The organism is Flavisericum labens (genome assembly GCF_045446075.1).
In the GTDB taxonomy this organism is placed as follows: Bacteria; Bacteroidota; Bacteroidia; order Flavobacteriales; family Flavobacteriaceae; genus Flavisericum; species Flavisericum labens.
In genome coordinates, this window is the sequence record NZ_JBJJBQ010000012.1 from 30,827 (window position 1) to 57,055 (window position 26,229).

Genomic DNA, 26,229 nt, shown 5'->3' on the forward strand with positions numbered 1-26,229 from the left:
CTTTTAAATTTTTACTTTAATCACATTAAAAGATTGACCAACAAGTTCTATCTCAATTTTTCCATTTATTATCTCAAAATCAGTAGTTTTTAAACCAATGTTTTTTGGATTCTCAAAAGTATTATGTGCAACTAAGTCATCACCTCTTAAAACGGTAATTGTTCCTTTCTCTTTGAACGGTTCTTCTTTTGAAGAAACTACAATTATTTGATTCGAGGAACTCGTATTTATGGCTTTAATAATTAGTTCACCTGAATTGCTATCCCTTACCGCTGAGGCATATAAATTGTGTTGACCTGTTAACGGTTTTCCTCCTTCTGTTAGTGTCAACACATCGGTTCCTGGATTGTTTCCGTATAACTTTTGAACGTAATAATTAGGTGTTCCGTAAGATTCCAGATTATTGAACCAAATTAAATCTGGCGCCCATTGAAAAGCATCAGCATGTGCCATTAAAGGCGCATAAGATGTTAGGGTAACGACATCGGCATTTCGCTCTAAACCTGTCATAAAGGCGGCTTCAGCGAGTGCACCTTCCCAATTGTTTTCGGCAGGGCCGTCCTTTACATTTCTAGGATGTGCCGCATATTCGCCTGCAAACACTTTTGGCCCATTTCTGTCGTAGCTATCGTATCTTGCTGCATTCTCCAAAAACCATGCTGGTGGACGATAATAATGCTCATCAACAATTTCTGCATTCATCTTTTTTAGTTCTTCCCAACCGTATTCAAAATAATCTCCGTCTGGGGATGGGCCACTTCCTGAAACAATAAGCATTTCTGGATATTTAGCTTTTATGGCTTTATGGAATACTTGGTAACGTTCAATATATGCCGGGCCCCATTGCTCATTTCCTATGCCAATATATTTTAAATTGAAAGGTTCTGGATGCCCCATTTCTGCACGCAGATTTCCCCATTTACTTGAAACACTTCCATTGGCAAACTCAATTAAATCGAGAGCGTCTTGAACATAGGGATCTAAATCTTCCATAGCCACCAACTCGCCAGTATTAAATTGACACGCCATTCCACAACTTAAAATTGGTAAAGGCTCTGCTCCTAAATCCTCTGATAATTGGAAATATTCAAAAAAACCAATGCCAAAACTTTGGTAATAATCTGGTGTAAATTTATGTCTAAACTCGGTATTCCAGCGGTTTACCAAAACCTCTCTGTCTTCAATGTCACCAACGGTTTTTTTCCATTGGTAACGCCTTTCTAAAGTGCGCCCTTCCACAATACATCCACCTGGAAATCTTAAAAAACCTGGATTCAAATCATCCAATAATTGAACTAAGTCTTTGCGTAATCCTTTTTTTCTGCCCTTCCAGGTATCTTCTGGAAAGAGGGAAACCATATCTAAATCGATAACACCGGTTCCTTCAAAAGTAATTTTTAACCGCGCTTTTATTTCGGTTTTGGTAGCCGTAATTTGCCCTTCGTAATTTTCCCAAGCATGTCCTTTAGGAACAACAACTGTTTCACCCAAAACATTCTGCAAAGAATCTATAAATTGAAACTTGATTTTTTGGATGTCGCCACTTACTTTTTTAGCATCAATGGTCAGATTATATTTGGCATCTTTCTTTATGCCCATACCCCTATAACCCTCGTTTATTAACTCATATTTTGGACCTTTAACTTCAGCTCGAGCATAAGTATGGTTGGTATTTTCACCAGAATATTTTACGGGACTTAAAAAGCCCGACTCTTCATTATGCTTATGTTTATTGCTATTAGGTTCTAACCACCCCATTTTTGGCAAGGTGAACTCAAATGAACGGTTTTTAACCATTTCGGCATACAAACCACCGTCTGCAGCAAAGTTGATATCTTCAAAGAAAATACCATACATGGTTGGCTGGATTTTGATACCCGTATCCTTTAAATCTAAAACTAAGTTAGCTGTTTCACTTGTAGTTGAATTAACTTCAGAATTTGTTCCTTTTTCACCATTATCTTTACAACTTAAAAAAGCAACTAAAACTAAGTTGACTATAACTATGTATTTAAAAAATGATTGTTTCATATTAATAATATTCAAAAATTGGTCTTCCGTTGACGTCAAATTTTACTTCCATCATTCTAGCATGACGGTTTGGGTCGTATAATGGATCGGCAATAATTTCTTCCAACGGTCTTTTGTCACTTTCAGGAACTACCGTGGGGTCACCAACAGCCTTTTCGTAATCTCTAGCGTGATAAATGCTTAGTGGTTTTCCATTTTCATCTACAGTAAAACTATTGTGCCCTGGGCCGTAAATGTTCTTTTCATAATCGGTTTCTAAAACTGGATATCTTGATTTTTCCCAAGAATTCCTGTCCAATAAATCGGCATTTTCATCGGCTTCCATTAATCCCATGCAGTAACAAGCCCCTGTTGCACTAGCAGAAAAGGTTATATAAATTTTGCCTTTGTTTTTTATCACGGCTGGTCCTTCATTCACCCAAAAATCGATGCGTTCCCAATCATAGTCTGGTGTAGTTAGCATGAATTGTGTCGTTTTTAGCTTAATAGGCGATTCCATTTCTGCTAGATACAAATTGGATGCTGCAAACTGTCCACCTGTTTTTTCTGCCCAACAGAAATAACGCTTTCCGTTGTGATCGAAAACAGTTCCGTCTAAAGAAAAATCGATAAAACTTTTGTTGTCGCCATCGGCTGGTTGCATTTGCCCCAATTCAATCCATTCGTCTTTTAAAGGATCTTGACCTGTACATTCAATTACATACGGTCTTAATTTCCAGATATCTTCCTCTTCACTTGCGGCAAAATACACGTACCATTTCCCATCTAAATAATGAATTTCAGGTGCCCATATATGTCGGCTCATAGGCCCGCTTTCATGTTTTTGCCAAACGTTATAGGTTTCAGTATTTTGCAATTCGTCAATGGTTTTTGCCTTTCTTAGTTCAATACTGTCATAAGTAGGTACCGAACCTGTAAAGTAATAGTAACCATCGGTATGTTTATAGATAAAGGGATCGGCACGTTGCTCTACAATTGGTGCATTTTTATCTGAATTACCCATTTTTATATGTTTAGTTTAATTTTTATTTTTTCGTAATAAGAATCTGTAATCTTGTAACGAAACATCAAAAGCCCCATTATAACATGAAATACACCTGGAATGATCGTAAGCATCAAAGCGATACCAACTAATGCCGTTTCGGTTTGAATCGAATCTGGAATATATCCGAAAAAATCCAATAAATATCCAACAACTGCTCCCGCGATTCCCATGCCGAATTTTTGGGCAAATGAAATACCTCCAAAAGATAATCCAGAAACTCGCTTACCGGATTCTGCATGACCATAATCTACGGCTTCCGCAATAGCCGACCAGAATACTGGTGCATGTAAATCGACTACGAAAGACAGGATAAAATAGAGAATGTAAGCCAATACCATATCACCTGGTTTAACCACAAAATACATAACCAAACTAATAGCACCGACCGCCAATTGTGTGTATTTAAAGAGTTTTACTTTACAGTAACGTTTGGTAATATATGTTGAAGCTGGCATAGCCAAAATTGCAGCAGTCACACCTGTTGCCATAAAGGTAGACTGTACCGTTGCATCGCCACCAAGGAAGTATTTAGCATAGAAAATTGCTACCGAACCACGAATAACATACCCAACGGTTCCTGTAAAACACACACCAAACAGCAGTGTCCATTGGCCGTTTTGCATTAATAATTTGAATTGTTCTAATAATGGTTTTTTATCAATTTTATGCTCTACACGTTCTTTAGTAGTGAAAAAACAGAATATAAAGAGCAACGTGCCTAGAAAAGCCATCAACCCCATAGCGAGCTGGTAGCCTCTAGCTAAATCGTCTTTACCTAATTTTTCTGCTAAAATTGGCACGACAATCGACACTAAAAAGGCTGCAACTTTAGCAAAGAACAATCTGTACCCATTAGCTGATAATCGTTCTTGTGGATCACTGGTTAATACACCAATTATTGAAATGTAAGGAATAGTTACCGAAGTAAACATTATGGTCACAAAAATATAGGTAACATAGGCGTATATCATTTTACCAGCATAGTCAAAGTCTGGTGTTGTAAAAGTAAGAAATACCGATAAACCAAAAGGGACAGCCAAGAATAGAAAATAATGCCTATATCTCCCCCACCTTGTAGTAATTTTATCCGTAATCATTCCCATTAACGGATCGGTAATGGCATCAATCAAACGTACCAAAAGGAATAACACCGCCATATCTTTGGGTTTAAGCCCAAAAATATCGGTGTAAAAAAACGTTATAATTAAAAACATGGAAGATATTACAACGTTTACCGCAGCGTCTCCTGAGCCATATCCTATTTTTTCAAGGACGCTTAACTTTTGGTTTTCTGATTTCATAAGTTTAGTTCAAATGGTTAGAAGTTTGATCATTAAGCAATATGACTTCCAACAGTTATTTATGTTTAGTTATTTATGTACTTGTGATTCGTTTATAATTTTACCAATCAAGTTTTATTAAAGATATAGCCTGTCTAGGTAGATCTATTTGGATATTTGTTTGTCCCTTATTAATTTGCTTCCATTCGGGTGATGTAAATAAATGCAGTTGTCCTGCTTTTTCAAGCGTTTTTATTTGACTTTTAGTTGGGTTTTGGGGCGACCCCATTTTTTTCCAAAGTGTATAGGAGTTGCTTAACTCTTGATCGACTCTGTAATGATTTACCAAAACTTTTTCCGAAGAAATATTATTGATAATGAGTTTGACCAATGATGATGGTACGTTTAAATCATTATTATCATGATAATTCCAAACCATGATGGAAATAGAATTTTTGCCTTTAGAAGCAATGGCATTAATATCGGGATTTTCCCCTCGTACACTTTCGTTCCTAACTTTTATAAAATCATAAGATAGATTATCCTGGTTTACTTTTATTCTCTCCCCTTCCATCATGCCAAACATTCTGAATACATTTAACACCGGTTTATCCACTCCATTAGTGGCCATGTCTCTAAAACCGGCATACCAAGGTTGGTTTTCAAACTCGAATCCCCAGGTTACAGCACCTAACAAATTCACCCCATAATGGTCGGCCAGTTCATATTTTCTAGCAAATGACGCTGCCGTATAGCTCGCGTACATGGTGCCGTTTCTATAGGCGTTATGTGGATAATCGGCTTCGGAACATGCGGCACAACCCTCTGGGTCTGACTCTCCAATAATAATGGGTAAGTCTTTAAACTCCGGATATGATGCTACAATTTCAAAGCCTTTACTGATATCTCTAAGCTGCGTGCCCATATTCATTTGAACCATGCCATCGACCACTTTTGGACCTCCCTTAGCATGAAAAGTTATAAAATCAAGGGGCGAACCAATCTCACCGGTTACGTAATTTTTTCCATTTTTAACATGGTCCAAGAAGGTGCGTAAAAATTCTGCTGCCTTGTCCCATCCGGGCCCTGTAGTTTCTGGACCTCCCATTTTAGCTGTTGGTAACGCTCTTTTTACCGCATCAGCACTATAATCATATAATTTTATGTATTCTTCTGTGGTACCTTGCCAGTACCCAATATTTGGTTCGTTCCAAAGTTCCCAATACCAGCTTTCAACTTCTTCTTTACCATAGCGCTCCACACAATGTGTAACCCATTGATAAACCAGTTCTGCCCATTTTTCATAGTCTTTTGGCGGGTAAGCCCAACCTGTGTAAATATCTTCATAAGCTGCACCAGGTTTCCAATAATGGCGGTAAGGGTCCGGTTTTGCTGATAAGGCCTCTGGCATAAACCCTATTTGAGCAAATGGTTTCATCCCTCGCTCTATATAAGTATCGAATATCTTGTCGACGATAGTCCAATCGTAAATTGGGTTTCCGTTTTCATCCTCAGTATATGCATTGGTTGAACCCCATTTAAGTGCATGTGTTCCCTCGCCAGTCACCAAAAGGCTATGAGCCCGAACAAATACGGGAACCGGACTTAGGCTCGCTATCTCAGAAAGCAGTTTTTTACCATCTTTCATGTAGGTGTAATTGGGTTCATCGTATCCCCACCACGCCCATATGGGTTTCATCGGCCCTATTTCTTCACTGGCATCAATTTTTATTTCTAAAGCATTTTCTTGCGCAATACTATTTAGTTGAAAAAGGATTAATCCAATTAAGAGTATTTTTTTTGAAATAAATTTGATGTCTGACATAACTTTTATTTTTAGGAAAAATCTATTTGTTTTCTAACCAAACCTTCATTTTATTTACGCCTCGGTTTGACCAAGCGTAATAAGGAATAGCTTTCAATTTACGGTTTGTGATGGTATTAACACCTTCTAAAATGTCTTCCTTCTGAACCGTAAATTCGTCGTTTGATGACACCGAAATTTTATCAAATTTTGGATTATCCACTTCTTCTACTGCATAAACCAAAGGGCCATACTCTAATGATAGTTTACCTCTATCTTCTTCTACTTTTTCATTGGCTTTAACCGTTCGCACTTCCATTGGGAAATTGATTTCGATTTTATCTATAGGATTCCAATTCCTAGTAATTTCGAAATAACCTTCTTTAATGGAAGTATTAACTTTTTCTCCGTTAATGGATAAGGTTGGTTGCGATTTGTAAATGTCTGCATAACTGTATAAATCGCTGGGTAATACTTCATTTCTACTCCATCCAGGCACACGGAATTTAACGGTGATTTCTGAATTGGCATCAATGGTCAATTTTACGTTACCGTTCCATGGATAAGATGTTTCTTGAGAAACCTTAACTTCTTCACCATTCAAATCAATGTCGGCATGACTTGAAGCATATAAATTTACGTAAATGGTTTTGTCTGATTTTGAATAAATCAATCCGGGAATTGAGGGCACGAAACGAATCACGTTAGTTGGACAGCAAGAGCAATCAAACCAAGCTTGACGGGTACAAGAACCGCGATTGGATTTATAAACACCATCAGATTCTAAAGCGTTTGGATAGAAAAAGTTGGTTCCGTCTAAAGATAGTCCAGAAATCAAACCGTTGTACAGCGTACGCTCAATAACATCAAAATATTTTACATCGCCATAAAGGTTATGCAATCTATGGTTCCAGTATACATCGCCAATGGCAGCACAGGTTTCGTTGTAAGCAGTAAGGTTTGGTAATTCATAATTTGCACCAAATTGCTCTCCATCATGCTTTGCTCCAATTCCACCGGTGATGTACATTTTTTTACTCACCATATTGTCCCATAATTTATTAATTGCAGCCTCGTATAAACTATCGTTTTGAATAGCTGCAATATCGGTCATGGCTGCATACATATACACTGCTCTAACGGAATGTCCCACAACTTCCTCTTGATTGACAACAGGGACATGGTCTTGAGAATATGGACCAAATAGTTTGTGATTATTCGGATTTCCGCGGTTATCTAAAAAGTATTTTGCAAGGTTGATATAATCTTCTTTTCCTGTTATTTGATACAATTTTATTAACCCCGTTTCAATAATTTGATGCCCAGGAACAGCAGAAATTTTATATTCGCCCTCACCAAAGGTTTTTACCATTAAATCGGCGTTTTTTAAAGCAATATTCAAAAAGTTACGTTTTCCCGTGGCTTTATAATGCACGGCTGCAGCTTCATATAAATGGCCAGCGTTATACAATTCGTGACTCATAAATAGGGCTTCCCAACGCTTACCTTCTTTTACCTCAACCCATGGCGCTGGTGGCTCTGCAGGATTAATGGTCCTCCAAGTTGTTAAATAACCATCAGGTTCTTGACCTATTTTTATAATGTTGACCAAAGAATCTAATACGGCTTCTAACTCTTTGTTTGGGGCACTTATTAATGAGTTCGAAGCACCTTCAATAATTTTATAAACATCGGTATCGTCAAAAGGCATAGCGCCTTTTACTTTACCTTCCATTTCTCCACCCGCAATTAAGAAATTATCCAAACGGCCTTCTTCTTCACATTTGGCAATGGCATATTCAATGGTTTTTTCTTGAACGCGTTTGATGATAGGTAACCAAAATTCGTCGGTAACTTTTACGTTTTGGATATCTACAGGTTCTATCTGATAGCCCGTTTTTTCTTCTACTTTAGCAATGTCCTTTTTGTCTGTTTTACAGTTGAATAAAACAATTGCGGTTGCTAAAATCAGTATGTGCTTTGATAGTTTCATTTTTTAATCCATTGGTTCTACAACTGGCCAACCATCTACCCAATTCACTTCTTTTACGATTAGTTTTGGCAACCCTTTATCGCTGGCATCATAACCATGCATAAAGGTGTAATCTTTACCTTCAAAAGTGAATACACTGTTGTGTCCAACACCATACCAGTTCTTGTTACCTTCGATAACTAAACTCCCACCACCTGCATTTAATTTTTTTCCGTCTTTATCAACATAGGGGCCAGTAACTGATTTTGAGCGACCAACCACTAATTTATAAGTACTATTTTCTCCACGGCAGCAATAATCCCATGATAGGAATTGATAATAATAATCGCCTTTTTTAAAGATAAAAGGACCTTCTAACGGCGCATCTCCGGCATCGGCATCAGGTAGATCTGGACTTCTATCCCTTCTTGCAATAGGATACCATTCCTGCGGTTGCGCAAGAGTTTTTAAATCGTCTTCTAATTTGACCATTTTTAAACCAGACCAAAACGAACCGAATGACATCCACGGCGTACCGTCTTCATCAAAAATCAAATTAGGGTCAATGGCATTCCACAAGTCCCTATTAGGTGCGGATTGAATAACAATACCCTGATCTTCCCATTTGTAATTTTCATCTTCTGGATTTAAAGTTGAATTTGTTACCAATCCAATTGCCGATGTGTTTTTTCCAAATGCGGAAATTGAATAATATAAATAATATGTTCCGTTGTGAAGCGTAATATCCGGCGCCCAAATATGACCGTTAAAGCCTGGGGCTACTTTTTTAGCCCACTTAGGACTTTCTGCAAAAACACGGTCTGCTTTTGTCCATGTTTTTAAATCTTTGGATGTAAAACTTGTTATGCCTGGTCCTGTACAAAACAAATAATAGGTATCTCCTTGTTTGGCAACAACAGGATCATGTGTTATTGGTTTATCGGTTTGAGCACATGAAACAATGGATATAAAAAAAACAAATAATGCTGTGAAATGCTTTAATATTTTCATGGTATTTAATTTTGAATTCCTTCTGATGTCATAATAATACGTTTCAAAGTACCGTCTTCGTTGTAATACAATCTATCCACACAAACCGAGCGTCTAAAACTTCCGCCATGCGTAGGAATTGAACCATTATGATAGATAAAATAATCTTTGCCTTTAAACTCAAGAATAGCCTGATGATTGGTGTTACTATTACCAGCCACCTCATTTAAAATACCCTTAAATTCCCATGGCCCAGTAATGGATTTACTCATGGCATAGGCAATCTTTTCTGGAAATTGATAAGCATAAGATAGATAGTACCAATCTCCTTTTTTGTGGATATAGGGTGCTTCGGTGAAGTTTGGCAGATCTACCGTCATAATCGGGCCGTCCAGCTCAATCATATTATCTTTTAACTTGGCGTATTTACAAACCGTATTTCCCCAGAACAGGTAAGCTTGACCATCATCGTCAATCCAAACTGTTGGGTCAATATCATCCCAACTTATCTTGGTATGCGTAGTCATATCATTAGTTATCAAGGCTTTGCCAATAGCATCTTTAAAAGGCCCTATAGGGCTATCGGCTACTGCCACACCAATGGCTTTACCATGGTGAGAATCATCATGTTCTACAGTAACGTACCAATAAAATTTCCCATCTCGTTCAATAACTTGAGCAGCCCAGGCATCCCCTTTGGCCCATTCAAAGTCTAAAGGTTTTAATGGCACTGGATGTTCTTCCCAGTTAACCATATCTGATGAAGAAAACACTAACCATTCATACATTCTATAGCCATTAACATTGTTGGGAGCCTCATCATGACCGGCATATAAATATACTTTGTCATTATGCACTATAGCTGCAGCATCAGCAGTATATTTGTCCGTAATAATCGGGTTATTAAATTTTAAAGGCTTTTTTGAAATTTCAGCTCGTTCTTCTAAAGAATTCTTTTCCTTAACTTCTTCTTTACAGGCAACTAAAGCTATAAAGAGAAATAAAAATTTAAATAAGTGTTTCATGTAAATAAAATTTAATTGACTTTTTTACCCCAAATGGCAGTTCCGTCATTATTTAAACCAGAAAGTAAAATTGTGGAGGCTACTTTGTTCTCCCAGTCTCTACCGCGCTCAACGTGTAATTTATCGGTAAAACCATTTGCCCAAGTTAAGGTTAACCAAGGTGCACTAAAGGCCCAAGAATTATTAGTATCACCATTAATAGAACCGTCCGCTCCTAGCACCAAATCAATCGAGGTTTGGAAATCGGCCGAGGTTTGCTCTTCAGCATAACCGGGTGTTACTGAATACCCCAAAATAATTTGCTCGTAAGTTCCAACCAGATCCGCATCAGTAATGGCAGATTGATTAACCGCCGCATAACGCTCTGGAGACACAATGGGCCAACCATCTTCGGTCCAATGAATTTTACGAACATGTAAAACCATAAAAAAACTGTTAATCCCAGGTCTTCCTTGATGTGCCATGTAATATTGGCCATTGCCATCATTAAACACAGCTGGATGGGAAACCCCTTGCCAACCAGAATGACCATTAAACTTATACGGCGCTAAAATCATAGGCGCATTGTCTACCTCTGTGTTGATATTTACACCATTAAAGTCGTAAAACGGTCCGTCAGGTGTATCACCTCGTCCAACCCTTACATTATATTTTGTTTGAAGCCAATCGTAAGAAATAAACATATAGTACTTTCCTTGATCTGCATTGTATATAACTTCTGGGCCTTCAATATTTCCATTTATTGAATTTCCGGTAAAACCACGTTGCGCAATGCGTGTTCCTTTATTGCCATTAACCAACGCTAAACCTGTAGTTGGGTTTAACTTTAATTTATAAATACCATCCCAAGCAGAACCGTAATAAAACCAATGCTCTCCAGATGGCGTTACAACAACGGTAGGATCAATGGCATTCGTTTGCCTGGTACCATCGGCCTCTGAGGTAACCACCAAATCTTTTTCTAACCAGGGCCCTTCAGGACTATCGGAAGTTGCCAAGCCCATAACACTGAGACGACCAACTTCTGAGGACAGCGAATAATACAATCGGTATTCATCACCTACTTTCATGATAAAAGGAGCCCAAAGCGAATTAAATGGCTCTGTGCCCTTGCTTCTTATAAAGTTAGCTCCTTTTGAAGGCAATGTATTAAACGCCCAACCAACCCATTGCCAATTTACTAAATCCTGTGATTTTCTAATTTGAATTCCTGGACGAACAGCTGACCCAAAGGACACGTCGGTATTATAGCAATAATACGTATCGCCCACTTTTATTACAGAAGGGTCGTGAACATTGTATGGCCCCCAATCCCTTACGTTCTGAACACCAGCAACATCATAATACGTATCCTCTATATTATCAACTGTATAAACTTTTGATGTTGGTCCTTCCTCTTCTTCCTCTTCCTCTTCTTCCTGCTCTTGTTGCTGTTCTTCTTTTACGGGACTGTCTTTGGAACAACTAGTACCAACAAAAACTAGCAGAAAAAACAGTACCACCAGTTTCAATTTGGTCATTATATTTTCTTTCTTCATAGCTTATAAATTTTTATTTTCCTTCCATCATAATTACAGAAAACGCTGGAATTGTTACCGTCAATTTTCCTTTTTTAAACTTGAATTTTTTAAATTCGGTGGTTTTAATTTTATCAGGGTTATCAAAAGTATTATGGTCTTGAATCTTGTCTGACGCCAAAATAGTCCCTGTAAATTCCTTTAATCCCAAATCACCTAAGTCAAGTTCAACCTCATTTTCTTTTTCTGAATCAATATTTACTAGAGAAATATTAACCTTACCGTCCTTTTTTGAAGCTGAAGCCGATATAGCCGAAAGCGATTCTCCGTTGAACGTATATTCTGGAGATTCAAAAGAAAGGGGTAAAAGCTGTGCATCTTGATGTGCCGCGTACATTTTCATTACGTGGTATGTTGGCGTTAACAACATTTTTTCACCTTCGGTTAAAATTGTCGCCTGCAAAACATTGACTGCTTGTGCCAGATTTGCCATTTTAATTCTATCTACTCTACTATTAAATATATTTAATGTTACACCAGCTATCATGGCATCTCTCATGGTATTTTGTTGATAAGCAAAACCTGGGTTAGTACCCTCTTCAACCTCATACCAGCTTCCCCACTCATCAACAACTAAAGCCACTCTCTTTTTAGGATCATATTTATCCATAATAGCAATATGCTTGTCCAAAATCTCGTTCATATGAAGACAATGCTTCATGAAAAGGAAATAATCAGATTCATCAAACTTCGTGGCTGAACCTGTAGGTGGCCATCCAGTACGAGTGTAATAGTGAACTGAAAGCCCCCACATCATTCTATGTGGCACATCCCTCATCATAACTTCAGTCCAGTGATAATTATCGGCATCAGCTCCTGACGCTATTCTTTTGATTGGTGTGCCAGGATAATCCCTAGCATATGTTGCATATTGTCTATATAAGTTTGCGAAAAATTCTGGAGTCATATTTCCACCACATCCCCAGCTTTCGTTACCAATACCCCAATATTTAACGCGCCAAGGCTCTTCCCTACCATTACTTTTTCTTAAATTTGCCATAGCCGTATTACCATCATAATTGCAGTACTCAACCCAATCATTAAGCTCTTCAACGGTTCCACTTCCAACGTTTCCTGCTAAATACGGCTCTGTTCCCAACAACTCACACAATTGTAAAAATTCATGAGTACCGAAGCCATTATCTTCTTCTACCTTACCCCAATGTGTATTAAGTATATTGGGTCTTTCCTCCTTCGGTCCTATACCATCTTTCCAGTGGTATTCATCAGCAAAGCAGCCTCCTGGCCAGCGTAAATTAGGCGTTTTTAAGCCTTTTAATGCTTCTATGATATCGTTTCTCATACCATTAGTATTAGGAATATTGCTATCCTCCCCCACATAAATACCATCATAAATACACCTACCCAAATGCTCCGTAAAATGGCCATAAATATGTTTGCTAATTATTGGTGCAGATTCATCTTCACTAACTTTTATAATTGTAGTGTTCTGTGAATAAACACTTGAAGCTGCAATAAAAAAGATTGCAATAAAATTCAAAAAAACTAATTTAGTTTTAAACATAGCCGTAAACTTATTTGTATTATTTAATTTATATAATTGTTAAAGATCCTGAATAAAAACCTATAAGTGTAATTTATACACTTACAAATTAATTAAAAAGAATTGAGACTTCCAAAAATACTAATGTTAATTTTATTAATATAACCATAAAAAAACGGTTTACTAATAAGATTAACAATTAAAGCCCCTAACTTTTAACTAATTGCTAATACTCGTGTGAAGTTTTATAAAAAAGCGTTTTAATAAGCCGAAACTTTTAAAGTTTTCAGGTTATCTGCAATATAATGACCTATCAACTTACCCTGGGTTAAACCTTCGGTAATGGCCATATTATAATGAATGCCCCCATAAAGCCTAGAAAGGGCTGCCTCTTCTGAAGCCTGAATGAACGACGTAAATGTTCTAGCCGGTAAACCATACTCCGTTTCTGTGGTATCTTCAAAACCAAAATTATCGCCAAACAGTTGCGTTAAAACTACTGCGGCCGACCCAGAAATAACCGAATGTCCACTCGTGTACTCAGGAAAAGGAGGTGTTTGCAAAAAAGGCTCCCAATCTTCATCTATCGATTTATTAATTACGGTTTCTGGGCGCACTACAAGCGTATTCCATTTTTGATCCCAACAGCTAATAAAACCGTCGAATAATGCCACCGATACATTAGTAAAGGCATTAACCGTTTCATCAAAGGTTGACCCCTTAATTTTGGTGGCAATAGATGTTATCCCCACCCAATGTCCTCCTGGTGTAATTTTTTTTGTAGCAAACATGGTATGCCCCTGATGATGTGCTACATATGGGTTACAATCCCAGAATTTTGCAATATCGGCTCCTTTGCAGTTATCCTTCCCGCCCACTTCATAAACCTCCATTAATTGCTTTTTAAAAGGGCTACCATCGGTTAAATCAAACTCAAAAGGTGGCTTAACCACAAATTGGTTGGGTGCTTGTAACACCAAAGTTCTAATTTTATTCCAATGTGGTTCTATGCCCTGCATGTAAGCCGGCGGAGTAGGCTTCCAATACTGCGGTTCTTCTCGAATTATATACTGCGGATATGTACGGGTTTGTTTGTAAAAATCGGTGTCTGCCCACTTTAGAATATGATCGGCCACTTTATCTCCGTAGTCCATTGAAGCTTCCAATACTTTTTCAGGCAGTCCAGCTCGGCTTAAACTATCGTAACAACTTTCTTGAAACTCAGTTAATTTGTCCTCTGAAAAAACAAGTGCTTTCCCAACCCTAAAAAATGCCTGTAGTGAAGCCAAATTTAAATCGATATTTTTATTGGAAGGTTCAGGTATATCTTTAAAATCTGTTACCTGCCCAACTAAGCTATTGTATTTTTCAGGATACTTTTTTTGAATTATTGCGTATGAAGCTAAACTGGGATACATGTAAACCCGAGATGCCACTGGTGGCGAAAAAATATCATAAACAATGACATCCGTTAATTTTTTCATTGCCATTCGAAACAATTCTGGATTATTCAAATCATTCTTATAGCGAGTATCTTCTTCGCATCCTGAAATTGATATCAATAGCCACGACATGGTTACTAACAAGAAAGCTCGTTTTAGGACTACATATTTTATTGATACCTGTTTAAAATCTAACATGTTTAATTTTTAATATTTGAATTCCTGCCGGTTTAGCTTTTCACAAATTTATGAATTACTTTGAATAGTAACATCTAAGACCCTTTATTACCGTAGTATTCACCTTAAAATCAATCGAAACTTAGCTTACGGGTTTGTTGACCAGAAACACTATAAAACGCTACGGATTTTATTGATTCCACGACCTCTATAATGTTGGAAGATTGTGATAAATATCCACCACCCCGTGTAAATTCATGTCTTCTTTTTGAACCCTCTTTAAAATTGATTTCAGCAAAAGCTTCATCTGAATTGGGTTTTACAAATGTTTTACCCCTCTGTTTAATTGCATTAGTTACAACGGCACCATCATTCTTGCCCACTAAAACCAAAGAGTTTTCAGGAGTATTTACTTTTACAATGCTTTTTGAATCTCCAATAACTAAAAAACCAGAATCGTTATTATTGATTACTTTAAAAGTTCCATCGCCTTTATTCCTCAAAATAAGACCAACAGATGCATCATACCTTCCTGCCCCAACTTCAGTAGCATAATTATTACCCACCATCAAAAGATCCAAATAACCATCATGGTCAAGATCTTCAGCTAATAAACCATTAATTGGAGCTATCTGACTTTCTAAAGGAAGTGGGCTCATTTTAAACTTACCACTACCCAAGTTCTCAATAAATACAGTACGTAATTCGTATGCCTCAAGCGTTTTGTATTCATCTAAACTGAACATTTCTAAAATATCTTCTGTTGAGGACTTAGCAAAATTATTATAGTAAAGAAACTTCTTTTTTATCTTAGGTAATTGCTGAATCAATTGATCTAGCGATGCCAATGGATAATATTGTCCCTCCTCGAACTTTGAAAATATAGGATCTACTGCTCCATTATCATCAAAATCGGCATAATCCAACCTAATTGGATGGTTATCTATAACTTTTAAATTTGAATTTAACCCCAGGTTTCCTGCTACAAAATCAATATCACCATCGTTATCAAAATCTCCAGATTGTATGCTGTTCCAAAGCCCAGAGCTCTTATTTAAATTTGAATTTTCAGTGATATTGGTGAGTTGTTTGCCATCTCCTTTTAATAAAGTAATTGGCATAAACTCTCCCACAACTACTAAATCTAGATTAGCATCATTATCAAAATCAGTCCATATAGCAGAAGTTACCATACCTATTTCGTTTAAAATTGGACAAACCTTATTGGTAGCTATCTCAAATTTACCTGAATTGTTTTCTAAAATATAACTCTTTGGTGCTGTTGGGTATTTACCTGGAATTAGGCGGCCTCCTACAAATAAATCTATATCGCCATCATTATCAAAATCCCCACCAGAAACTGCCGAAGTACTCGTGAGCATTTCAGGTAATTCACCTTGATGCAGCGTTCCTTTATTGTTGTAATAAATTCGATCTTGATAAGCATCGTGTTCTGCAAAGCGTTCTGAACCTCCACTTGCAACATACAAATCATTGAGCCCATCGCCATTGGCGTCAAAAATTAAAGCACCTTCATCTTCATACAACTTGGTATCGTCTAACTCAACTTTTTTAAATCTTCCATTTTTTTCTTGATAATGAATGGTTGAGTTATAACCGTAAGATCCACCAATAAAAATATCTTCTAAACCATCACCATTAAGATCACCCACAGCCATCCCAGGCCCTTGATTTGAATATTTTTGCATGAGTAATGATTGCGAGGCAAAATCGTTATAACTTTTGTCCTGATGCGTGTGCTGAAAAGTTGAATCTGCTTCAAAATACATCAGCTCTCCAGAAGTCATTGACATGTCTTGTTGAGCCGCATCATTATATGCTACGGTAACCAGTTGATTAGTACTTAAATCAAAAAGGGTATTAACCTTTCCATCTGGCCATTCCACTTTTAAACTATCAATTTTGTCCAGATTCTTTAGTCCAAAATGAAGCGTCGTTTCTACCGTACTTTGAAACCCCCTAACCGGTTGATTATATCTTATTTTTTGATTCGAAGCGCTATAAACCAACACCTTCGCTCCAATCCCTTTTTTGTTTTTTGAATCACCTTGAAGGTTAACTTTTACATAATTAGAATTTATGGTATCCTTTTCACGGAGCGTATTATTGTAAATAAAGGCCTGCTGATTGATATTATTAACTATCAAATCAAGATCTCCATCGGCATCCAAATCTGCATAAGCTGCTCCATTAGATATTGATTCCTCGTTAAAACCCCAATCGTTGGTTACTTTTTCAAAGCTTGAATCTCCGTTATTCTTATATGCGTAGTTAGGCACTTTTATAGTAGGTCTGGTATATAGGCAGTCTATTACAGATTTTTTTAGCTCATCAACATCTTTAAATGCCGAAGCTTTGCTTTGTCTGAACTTAACAAAATCCATATCGGTAATATCCTTACCAAAACCATTTGTTATATAAATATCGTTTAAACCATCATTATCAAAATCGGCCATTAAAGGTGCCCAACTCCAATCGGTTTTATCAACACCAGATAACTGGCCAATTTCACTAAATGTTCCATTGCCGTTATTGCGTTGCAACATGTTTCGCATGTGTTGGTGCCCATAACCAAATTTTAAAGCAATTTGAAATATGTCGTGAGAGTGTGCACCAGACATAAGTTTTCTTCTTCTCACATTTTCTGGAAGCATGTCAACGGTTATAACATCCAACAAACCATCATTATTAATATCGGCCACATCATTACCCATAGAAAAGTGGCTCGTGTGACCAAAGTAATTTGAGGCATCTTCCTGAAACGTACCATCTTTTTTATTTATGTATAAAAAATCGCGAGAGAGGTAATCATTAGACACATAAATATCTGGCCATTTATCATTATTGGCATCAAATACTGAAACTCCCAAACCAAATCCCTCAATGGATATACCAGCTTCGGCCGAGACATCAGTATATTTTGGATGCCCTAATTCTTTATTAAAATCATTTCTGTAAAGGCGGTCTGTATTGCGACCTTGTCCATCTTTTAAAATGGGCCTAATTCTAATAGCAGATTTTTCAAACCCGCCCCCAGTTAGAAGATACATGTCCAGATCACCATCTAGATCATAATCAAAAAAAATAGATTGTATGGATTCTCCTTGATCGGCCAACCCATATGCTGCTGCTGATTCTGTAAATGTAGAATCTCCATTGTTTATATAAAGTAGATTGGGGAACATACTTTTGTTCCCCATTCCACCAACACTTAAATATATATCATCAAACCCATCTTGGTTGATGTCTATGACATTAACACCCGTACACCATTTTCCTTCGGTATCTATACCAGAGCTTTCTGTTATATCATCAAACTCTAAATTACCTTTGTTTATATAAATTCTACTCTTTACTAAACTTCCAGAAAAAACGACATCGGGCAAGCCATCTCTATTAAAATCTCCTATACCAACTCCTCCTCCATTATAGAGATACTCATAGTTTAAAATATTAACTGAATCGTTTGTAGTAATTTTATTTTCAAAATTGATGCCTGAAAAATCAGCGCTAATACGCTCAAATAATTTATTATTCTCGGCATTTTCCTTGGCGCAACCGGTCATAAAAATAACGACCAATAAAACAATAATATTGTTTTTAACTTTCAAGCATCAATCTATTTAAAAAACTAACTCAAACTCTATTTATATTATCCTTCGTTTGCTTTGTTACCAACCATATTCGGGTTACGATCTAACTCTTCTTGAACGATAGGTTGGTATTTACGATTAGGCACGAAGGTATTGAACTCTGGATCGTGAGATTTTAACTCATCTAATTTAGTTGAGTCATCTAACCAACCCCAACGCTTAATATCCTGATATCTTGAACCTTCAATGGCAAGCTCTGTAGTTCTTTCGTGCGCCAATTGATTCATAAATTGACTTACAGAATAACCTGCAAATTCGGTTTCTCTATCTGGAAGATTTGCTCTATCTCTTACACGTTGCACTTGAGCAGCCGCTAACGGAACATTACCTGTGTTAGCTAAACATTCTGCATACATTAACAGAACATCTGCAAAACGTATAACATGATAATTGATACCACATGTAAATGGATCACCACCTTCGTTTGCCAACGTATATTTGGCAATATAGTACAAGTTTGGATCTAAGAAATAATCTCTTCCGTAGGCTTGAGTTAAACCTTCATCTGGTTGATACGATAAAATAGTAGCTGGAAAGCGTGGATCAATTTTATCATCAACCGTTCTTTCCATTGATAATGCATCAACCAAATACTGAGTTGGGAAATAATCATAGAAATCCGCACCTGAATAAGTTGGAGCCAAGGCACTAAACTGTCTCCAGTTTACGTTTGGATCACCACCCCAGTTAAAATCTGAATTTTGACTTTGGGTAAACTCTACCCAAAATATTCTTCCTGGGTTGGCCGCTTCTATGCTTGGATCCTGAGAAAACAAACCACCATAATTATCTGATAAATCATATTCTTGCGAATCTACAACAGCTTTGAAATAAGGCAGTGCTTCGCTATGCAATCCTTGATACAACTTCAATTTACCCATTAATGATTGCGCAGCACCTTTTGTAATTCTTCCAACTTGTCCTGTATCAGGTCCACTAACACTATTGTAATTAACAGGAAGTTTAGCTATCGCTTCATTTAAATCGGCCTCAACCTGTGCATAGATATCTGTCTGGGTAATGCCTTCATTAGATGGATAAAACTCTTCTCCTGACTTAGGTACCGAAAGTAACAATGGCACATTATCAAAAAGATTGGTTACATTAAAATATGCAAAAGCTCTTAAGAAATAAGCCTGTCCCAATAAACGGTCTCTTAACCCAGACTCTACCTCTTCTACATTAGGCACATTTTCCAAAGCTTGATTAGCACGATTAATTAACACATAATAACCCTCGTAACACCATCCCACAGCACCATCGGTAGCTGGCACCGTAAAATTAGCTGTTTGAGATAGAAAAGGCCAAGGACTTCTCGATTGAGTTTCATCACTTCTACTATCATTAATAGCAGGTGTCATTCTGTTGTACAAACCATCAATTATCAACGCATTATATATAGCATCAACTGAAGCTATAGCTTGATCTTGATTGGTATAATAGGCTTCAGCAGCCAATCGGTTTGGGTCTACTATTTCCAGTTCCTTTTCACACCCATAAAATAAGGCTGCAGTAACCGCTAGTAAAACTATTTTTATTCTGTATTTTTTCATTTTTCGTAACATTTAAAATTTTAATTGCACACCTAACATTGAGGTCATTGGTCTCGGGAATGTACCAAAATCAAATCCAGGTTCTAATATACCTGCCTGGAAATCTGGATTATATCCTTTGTATTTAGAAATTACAGCCACGTTTTGTAAAGTTACATAAAATCTAGCTTTTGATAAATGTAGCTTAGATATAATGTCATCTGGCAAAGAATACCCTAAAGAAATGGTATTAATCCTAAAGTAATCCCCTTTTTGCAACCATCCTGGTCTGTTTGAATTTCTACCATTGTTATTAGGATCTAAGAACACTACTCGTGGCACATCGGTATTCGTATTGGTTGGTGTCCAACGGTTTAAAATATCCTCATGCCAGTTCGTATAACCAGACGTAGGCATTAACCCACGGTATAAGTTACTGTTAATTAAATTACCGCCACTACCTTGACCAAATATGGTAAAATCGAAATTTTTGTAGTTGGCCGTAATGTTAAGACCATAATAATAAGTGGGCAAACCACTGCCTAAGTAATCACGGTCATCATCATTAATAACGTCATCTCCATTAAGATCTTTAAACTTGATATCTCCCGCTGCTGTTCCAGGTGTTTGGAAAGGCGCATCGGCAACCTCCTGGGCTGATTGGAAAATGCCATCGTAAATCCATCCGTAGTGTTCACCTAAAGATCTTCCAACTTCAGTTCTAGAACCTACCCCATTGATTATTCCTGTTTGTCCTCCAATCTCTATTACTTCATTCTTCACTGTATAGAAATTAGGAGCTATTTCTAAATTGAAATCTCCAAATTGTTTTCTTATCACTGCTGATAGCTCAATACCTGAATTCTCTAAAGAACCAGCATTGGTAAATATATTAGCTGGTAATGAACCAACTACAAACGGAATATTTACAGAAGTAAGTACATCATTAGATGTATTGGAATAGTATTCAGCTGTAAAATCTAAGCCTCCATTCCAAAAAGAAGCATCTATACCAATACTTCTGGTTACACGAGTTTCCCATTTAATATCCTTATTAACCACTTGAGAAACTGCAGCTCCAATTGCACGTCCACCATAGGCAAAACTATAAGGAATCCCTCTATTCACGGTACCTTGATATCTAAAATCTCCAATTTCTTGGTTACCTACTTCTCCAATACCACCTCTTAACTTTAATTCATTAATAAAATCTGGAAGTTCAAATTCGTTGTGCAACTTCCACCCTAAACCAACAGAAGGAAAATACTCAAAACGCAATTCTTTTCTGAATTTAGAAGAACCATCACGTCTAATATTAGCTGTTAACAAATATTTATCATCAAAGCTATAGTTTATTCTACCCAATAAAGAGCTTAAAGAATTTGGACCTAAGAAATCTGTTACACTAAAATCTGTGGCATTTCCTAAACTTTTAATGTAAGGCTCTTCCAACCCTGCACCTGTAACTCTTACCTCTCTAAAAGTATTCTTTTGATAGGTTTGCCCTACTAAAACTTTTAAATCATGTTTACCAAATACCTTCTCCCAATTTATCGTATTTTCAATTAAGAAAGAGCTTGCGTTTCTATTACCAACTTGTAATTGTGCTGTTGGATTAGGGAAGAAATACCCCAAATCGTACTGAGGCACAAACAATTGATCTTGAATACTTGAGTTATCGTATTGTAAACTTGTTTTTAAAGTTAGGCCATCAACCAACTCATAACCAGCGTAGAAGTTCGCTAAAACTCTAGTTACTTTGGTTTCGTTTTCAATTAAGGTATTAATACCAGGTACGTTTAACGTAATAGACTGGTGGATTGTAGAATCGGCCCCTCCAAAACCACCAACACGATTAGGATCGTAAACTGGGATAGTTGGCGCGGCTTGTAACAAGTCGTTTACCAATGATGGACGCCCACCAGGAAGACTAATTGTTGTTGTGAAAAACAATGGATTCTCATCAGAATGTACCAAATATAAATTTTCACCAAAATTAAACCTACCCAATTGCGTATCTGAATTTACCCTCATTGAGTAACGCTTATAGTCTGGACCAGAACCTACTAAAGTTCCTTCGTTATCTAAATAATCTAAAGAAACAAAATAGTTGGTTTTCTCTGTTCCTCCAGAAAAGTTTATATTATGGTTTTGAATGTAACCATCTTTATAACCTGCATCTTGCCAATCAGTATCAACATCATTAACAAAAAGAGGTGAGTTAGGATCATTACCTGGCACAATCGGTTGTCCAGCGTTGGTCAATAACTCAGCGTTAATCATTTGGTAACCTGCTCTATCCAAAACGGGTAACTTTTGCGTAATATTTTGGATACCATAATACGAATTAAGTTCTATAGCAAACTTTTTGCCTTTTTTACCACTCTTTGTAGTTATGATAACTACCCCATTTGCAGCTCTGTTACCATAAATAGCACCAGCGGTGGCATCTTTCAATACTTGAATTGACTCAATATCGTTAGGATTAATATCACGTATTCCACCAGTAATGGTAAAACCGTCTACAACAAATAAGGGCTCAGCACTAGCACCTTGTCCAAATGTAGCGACACCTCTAATACGAATATTAGGACTTGCCCCTGGTTGACCGTCAGTGGTAATTGATACACCGGCAACACGCCCTTGCATCATTTGGGCCACATCATTAGTTGCTTGCTTTGTCATTTCCTCGGTGTCCACAAGACTAACAGCTCCTGTTAAATCCGATTTTTTCTGAGTACCGTACCCAACAACAACAACCTCATCTAGCGACGTTAAATCTTCTTTTAAAGCAACATCAATTGTTGTTGAACTTCCCACAGTAATATCTTGAGTTAGGTAACCTAGATAAGAGAACTCCAATACATCACCAGCTGATGCACTAATGGAATAATTACCGTTGAAATCTGTTACCACCCCTTGAGATGAACCAAGAAGCAATACGTTTACACCAGGTAAAGGAATGCCCTCGTTTTCGGAAGTAACCGTTCCTGAAATTGTTTGCTGCGCAAAACCAAAATTTGCACAAGCCATCATAATCACAAACGCCATTAGCCATTTATTGTACAGCCAATCGCATTTGCGACTAAAAAATAGTAGTTTAGTTGTAATCATACTAATTTAGTTTTTAGTTAATTTTATAAGTGTAATTTACACATTTGTAAAATAATAACAAAAAATTAACATACGCAAATTTTTTTTTTAAATAAATGTATAATTAACACTTATTCTGTATATTTGAACAAATATTAAACATATACATACTGTATATTCGCTCAAAACCAATTACTCATGTATAAAGGTTACATTCCTGAAGATAAAGTTTTTCTTGCTGTAGACTGTATCATTTTTGGATTTGATGATGACGATTTAAAAGTACTCCTCATTCAAAGAGATTTTGAACCTGAAAAAGGCAAATGGTCTTTAATGGGTGGGTTTTTAAAACAATCGGAAACCTTAGATGATGCTGCTGCCAGAATTCTTTACAGGTTAACCGGTATGCGCGATATTTATATGGAGCAGCTATACTCCTTTAGTGACATTGATAGAGACCCGGTTGAGCGTACCATTTCTACATCGTACTATGCTATTGTAAATATTGAAAACCAAAATGAAAAATTGGTCGAAGGCCACAACGCGAAATGGTTTAGCCTTTCAAAAGTGCCTAGCCTTATTTTTGACCATGATGCTATGTTAGACAAGGCCATAAAAAGGCTAAGAAGAAGAACTTCCATAAACCCCATTGGGTTTGAGTTATTACCCGAAAAATTCACCATGCGGCAATTACAAAAACTCTATGAAGCCATATTGGATAAAAAGCTAGATAAAAGGAACTTTGTTAACAAGATACGGTCTATGGATATTTTAATTAAGTTGGATGAAAAAGATATGACCTCTTCTACCAAAGGCTCTTTTCTTCACATGTTTGACCAAGATAAGTACAACGAAAAACACGATAATAATTTTTATTTGAAGCTTTAGTGTTTTAAATATTGAATTAAAAAAAACAGCCCGCAAATTGCGGGCTGTTTTAGTTATATTAATTTCTATTTTTTACTACTCAGATGCGTGACCGTATCCTTGCGTAATATTTCCATTTGAAGAAGCAATTGTTTCAAAAGGAATAGCTCTAGCATATCGAGGTGGTTGCCCTTCTGCATAGTAAGAATCTGGATAGCCTTTAAAAATATCTGAAGTATATTGACTCTCGTTATCGATAATTCCTTGTCCCCAAGGTTGCTTTTCGTAACCATCAGCTTCTAAAGCAGCAGCAACTGCACCATCTGGGTCTATATATTCGTATAAACCTCTAATGGCCAAATTAACTTTATCACTGCTAAGCGTAGCAATATAATCCGTCCACAAATCACTAGTACCTCTCCATCCTGGCACTAACACCGGATATGTTGGGTCTGCGGTAGTAATTCCATCTGGTGTTTGAGTAGTCAATAAGTTTAAAGAAGGATCTACATCCTCTTTGATATTAACATACTTGGTCCACACCCAGTTAGATATGGTTACTCCAGTTTCCGCAAATGTATAATATCCATTCGCTTTTAAGCCTTCAACCATTTCTATTTGTCTGTCTCGAAGTTTAACAATTCGCTCAGGCATAGTTCCGTAAAGCGTCATATCCCAACGTGTTTTACCTTCTGCAGCTAGCTCTAATTTACGTTCTTGAGCTATCCCATCAAGCAATGCCTGACCTGAAAGCCCATTAACATAACCTGTAACATGAGTTGCCTGATCTGCTGCCGAAAACGCACGACTACGAACTTTAGTTAAATATGTTTTAGCAGTAGCTTCATCACCTGTTGCGGCAGAAGCGTAAGCTAAATCTAACATTACATCAGCCATTCTTAACTGTTGCCAGTTACAACCTGATTGACGTTGGCGTGTAGTGTATGGACTTTCAAAACGCGATTCGTCCAATTTATTATTAGCTAGTCCTCCCTTTTCACGGCTACCAGGTTGAAAGTTAATTAATACCTCTGATGCGGCACCCGAATTTGCTGTAACGCAAGCTGTTACATCGCGACGTTTATCGCTTGGCATAAAATCACCATAATAAAAACTTACATACACACGGCTTTGCCCATAATTTTTACATGGATAAGCATTTCTACCACCACCACCAGAAGGGCGACCGAACGAATAAGGAAAATCTGAGTTTTGACCTCTAGTGTAACCTGCCTCAAAAATAGACTCTGGACTCACCTCCAAATCCATTAAGTATTGGAAGTTTCTTTGAAAAGGATTATTAAAACCTGCTCCCCGATCATCTGTCTCAATCAACATTGCCGAACCTGGGTTGTTAACTACTTTTAAGTAATATTCTTTAGCGATTTCCATAAAATCCATCCAATCTGCACGTCTTGCATATACGGCCTGCCAAGTTGAATTTTCAATACCTTTTTGATCTAAGGTTACATTTCCATAATCAACGTCTGTTCGGCGTAACTGATAACCAGCAGCATCAAAAGCCAATCGGCCTATAAGGGCATCAACATACGTACCAGAAAAACGTTCTGCTGTTAAACCACCTTCACCTAACCTGTACATTAACGGAACAGCTTCTTGAAGGGCAGCAATTTCTTTTTCATAAACAACATCTCTAGAAGTTAAACCTAATGTATCAGTTTGTGATGTTGATCTAATTGGATAATCAAAGTAAGGTACATCACCAAAGTAGCGAACCAATAACTTGTAACATGTACCACGGAAAGCTAATGCCTCACCATATAATTGTGTCCAAGCATTAGTTTCACCTTTAGCAACTGCAGACTGATATTCTTGCTTACCTTCTAAAGCATCTAACATTAGGTTAACTCGGTTAATTATCAGATATGATTCATTCCACTCACTAACATTTTCTGCGTTAATAGTATATTCTGTAGCAAACAAACCTTCTGGGATGTGACGCCCTTGCGAACTATAATTTTCTGGGTGACGCCCTTCATCAGACCCTACTACTTCAGTTTCATAATACATTAACCTGTCTAAATCATGCCAAACATCGTACATTCCGGCCAACACCTTAAACGCTTCACTTGGTGATGCAAACACGAAATCTTCATCAACACTAGAAGGATTCTCAGTGTCTAAAAAATCTTTCTTACATGACGTATTTGCCAAAACAAATACCGTAAGCATTAAATAAATTACTTTTTTCATAA

At 37.1% G+C, this 26,229-nt stretch carries 15 protein-coding genes; 1 reads left to right on the forward strand and 14 read right to left on the reverse strand.

The window, feature by feature from the left end:
- Window positions 1-3: 3 nt before the first annotated feature.
- The 13 genes from ACIEHO_RS15030 to ACIEHO_RS15090 all read right to left on the reverse strand — a co-directional run bounded on the left by ACIEHO_RS15030 (window position 4) and on the right by ACIEHO_RS15090 (window position 23,167).
- Entirely contained in the window at window positions 4-2,031 is a 2,028-nt protein-coding gene (locus ACIEHO_RS15030; protein WP_406973203.1) for an alpha-L-arabinofuranosidase C-terminal domain-containing protein, read from the reverse strand.
- A gap of 1 nt (window position 2,032) precedes the next feature.
- Window positions 2,033-3,034, reverse strand: a complete 1,002-nt coding sequence (locus ACIEHO_RS15035) for a family 43 glycosylhydrolase (protein WP_406973205.1) — start codon at window positions 3,032-3,034, stop codon at window positions 2,033-2,035.
- A gap of 2 nt (window positions 3,035-3,036) precedes the next feature.
- Window positions 3,037-4,377 (reverse strand): MFS transporter, encoded by a 1,341-nt coding sequence (locus ACIEHO_RS15040; RefSeq protein WP_406973207.1) that lies wholly within the window; start codon window positions 4,375-4,377, stop codon window positions 3,037-3,039.
- A gap of 100 nt (window positions 4,378-4,477) precedes the next feature.
- A complete protein-coding gene (locus tag ACIEHO_RS15045) occupies window positions 4,478-6,181 on the reverse strand; it encodes a GH39 family glycosyl hydrolase (RefSeq protein ID WP_406973209.1) in 1,704 nt (567 codons plus the stop codon).
- Between the two features lie 22 nt (window positions 6,182-6,203).
- Complete coding sequence (locus tag ACIEHO_RS15050) at window positions 6,204-8,153, reverse strand: glycoside hydrolase family 127 protein (RefSeq protein WP_406973211.1); 1,950 nt, start codon at window positions 8,151-8,153, stop codon at window positions 6,204-6,206.
- 3 nt (window positions 8,154-8,156) lie between these two features.
- Window positions 8,157-9,143, reverse strand: a complete 987-nt coding sequence (locus tag ACIEHO_RS15055) for an arabinan endo-1,5-alpha-L-arabinosidase (protein WP_406973213.1) — start codon at window positions 9,141-9,143, stop codon at window positions 8,157-8,159.
- Between the two features lie 5 nt (window positions 9,144-9,148).
- Window positions 9,149-10,147 (reverse strand): glycoside hydrolase family 43 protein, encoded by a 999-nt coding sequence (locus tag ACIEHO_RS15060; protein WP_406973215.1) that lies wholly within the window; start codon window positions 10,145-10,147, stop codon window positions 9,149-9,151.
- A gap of 11 nt (window positions 10,148-10,158) precedes the next feature.
- Entirely contained in the window at window positions 10,159-11,685 is a 1,527-nt protein-coding gene (locus tag ACIEHO_RS15065) for an arabinan endo-1,5-alpha-L-arabinosidase (protein WP_406973217.1), read from the reverse strand.
- A gap of 13 nt (window positions 11,686-11,698) precedes the next feature.
- Window positions 11,699-13,249 (reverse strand): alpha-N-arabinofuranosidase, encoded by a 1,551-nt coding sequence (locus ACIEHO_RS15070; protein WP_406973219.1) that lies wholly within the window; start codon window positions 13,247-13,249, stop codon window positions 11,699-11,701.
- Between the two features lie 239 nt (window positions 13,250-13,488).
- The gene (locus tag ACIEHO_RS15075; protein WP_406973221.1) at window positions 13,489-14,868 is read right to left on the reverse strand and encodes a vanadium-dependent haloperoxidase; all 1,380 of its coding nucleotides are present in this window, start codon (window positions 14,866-14,868) and stop codon (window positions 13,489-13,491) included.
- Window positions 14,869-14,978: 110 nt separating this feature from the next.
- Window positions 14,979-18,479, reverse strand: a complete 3,501-nt coding sequence (locus tag ACIEHO_RS15080; RefSeq protein ID WP_406973223.1) for a VCBS repeat-containing protein — start codon at window positions 18,477-18,479, stop codon at window positions 14,979-14,981.
- 41 nt (window positions 18,480-18,520) lie between these two features.
- Complete coding sequence (locus ACIEHO_RS15085; RefSeq protein ID WP_406973225.1) at window positions 18,521-20,074, reverse strand: RagB/SusD family nutrient uptake outer membrane protein; 1,554 nt, start codon at window positions 20,072-20,074, stop codon at window positions 18,521-18,523.
- 12 nt (window positions 20,075-20,086) lie between these two features.
- On the reverse strand, window positions 20,087-23,167 hold the full coding sequence (locus tag ACIEHO_RS15090; RefSeq protein ID WP_406973227.1) for a SusC/RagA family TonB-linked outer membrane protein: 3,081 nt from the start codon (window positions 23,165-23,167) through the stop codon (window positions 20,087-20,089).
- A 177-nt stretch (window positions 23,168-23,344) separates the two neighbouring features.
- Between ACIEHO_RS15090 and ACIEHO_RS15095 the strand changes: the two genes are divergently transcribed.
- Window positions 23,345-24,034 carry an NUDIX hydrolase gene (locus ACIEHO_RS15095; protein ID WP_406973229.1) on the forward strand — a complete coding sequence of 230 codons (690 nt, stop codon included), beginning with the start codon at window positions 23,345-23,347 and terminating at the stop codon, window positions 24,032-24,034.
- Window positions 24,035-24,109: 75 nt separating this feature from the next.
- Here ACIEHO_RS15095 and ACIEHO_RS15100 read toward each other — a convergent pair whose 3' ends face one another.
- Complete coding sequence (locus tag ACIEHO_RS15100) at window positions 24,110-26,227, reverse strand: RagB/SusD family nutrient uptake outer membrane protein (RefSeq protein ID WP_406973231.1); 2,118 nt, start codon at window positions 26,225-26,227, stop codon at window positions 24,110-24,112.
- Between the last annotated feature and the right edge of the window lie 2 nt (window positions 26,228-26,229).

Excerpts from the sequence above, each read along its gene's own strand:
- ACIEHO_RS15030 (WP_406973203.1), bottom strand. The coding sequence starts at position 2,031 with ATGAAACAATCATTTTTTAAATACATAGTTATAGTCAACTTAGTTTTA.
- ACIEHO_RS15035 (WP_406973205.1), bottom strand. The coding sequence starts at position 3,034 with ATGGGTAATTCAGATAAAAATGCACCAATTGTAGAGCAACGTGCCGAT.
- ACIEHO_RS15040 (WP_406973207.1), bottom strand. The coding sequence starts at position 4,377 with ATGAAATCAGAAAACCAAAAGTTAAGCGTCCTTGAAAAAATAGGATAT.
- ACIEHO_RS15045 (WP_406973209.1), bottom strand. The coding sequence starts at position 6,181 with ATGTCAGACATCAAATTTATTTCAAAAAAAATACTCTTAATTGGATTA.
- ACIEHO_RS15050 (WP_406973211.1), bottom strand. The coding sequence starts at position 8,153 with ATGAAACTATCAAAGCACATACTGATTTTAGCAACCGCAATTGTTTTA.
- ACIEHO_RS15055 (WP_406973213.1), bottom strand. The coding sequence starts at position 9,143 with ATGAAAATATTAAAGCATTTCACAGCATTATTTGTTTTTTTTATATCC.
- ACIEHO_RS15060 (WP_406973215.1), bottom strand. The coding sequence starts at position 10,147 with ATGAAACACTTATTTAAATTTTTATTTCTCTTTATAGCTTTAGTTGCC.
- ACIEHO_RS15065 (WP_406973217.1), bottom strand. The coding sequence starts at position 11,685 with ATGAAGAAAGAAAATATAATGACCAAATTGAAACTGGTGGTACTGTTT.
- ACIEHO_RS15070 (WP_406973219.1), bottom strand. The coding sequence starts at position 13,249 with ATGTTTAAAACTAAATTAGTTTTTTTGAATTTTATTGCAATCTTTTTT.
- ACIEHO_RS15075 (WP_406973221.1), bottom strand. The coding sequence starts at position 14,868 with ATGTTAGATTTTAAACAGGTATCAATAAAATATGTAGTCCTAAAACGA.
- ACIEHO_RS15085 (WP_406973225.1), bottom strand. The coding sequence starts at position 20,074 with ATGAAAAAATACAGAATAAAAATAGTTTTACTAGCGGTTACTGCAGCC.
- ACIEHO_RS15090 (WP_406973227.1), bottom strand. The coding sequence starts at position 23,167 with ATGATTACAACTAAACTACTATTTTTTAGTCGCAAATGCGATTGGCTG.
- ACIEHO_RS15095 (WP_406973229.1), top strand. The coding sequence starts at position 23,345 with ATGTATAAAGGTTACATTCCTGAAGATAAAGTTTTTCTTGCTGTAGAC.
- ACIEHO_RS15100 (WP_406973231.1), bottom strand. The coding sequence starts at position 26,227 with ATGAAAAAAGTAATTTATTTAATGCTTACGGTATTTGTTTTGGCAAAT.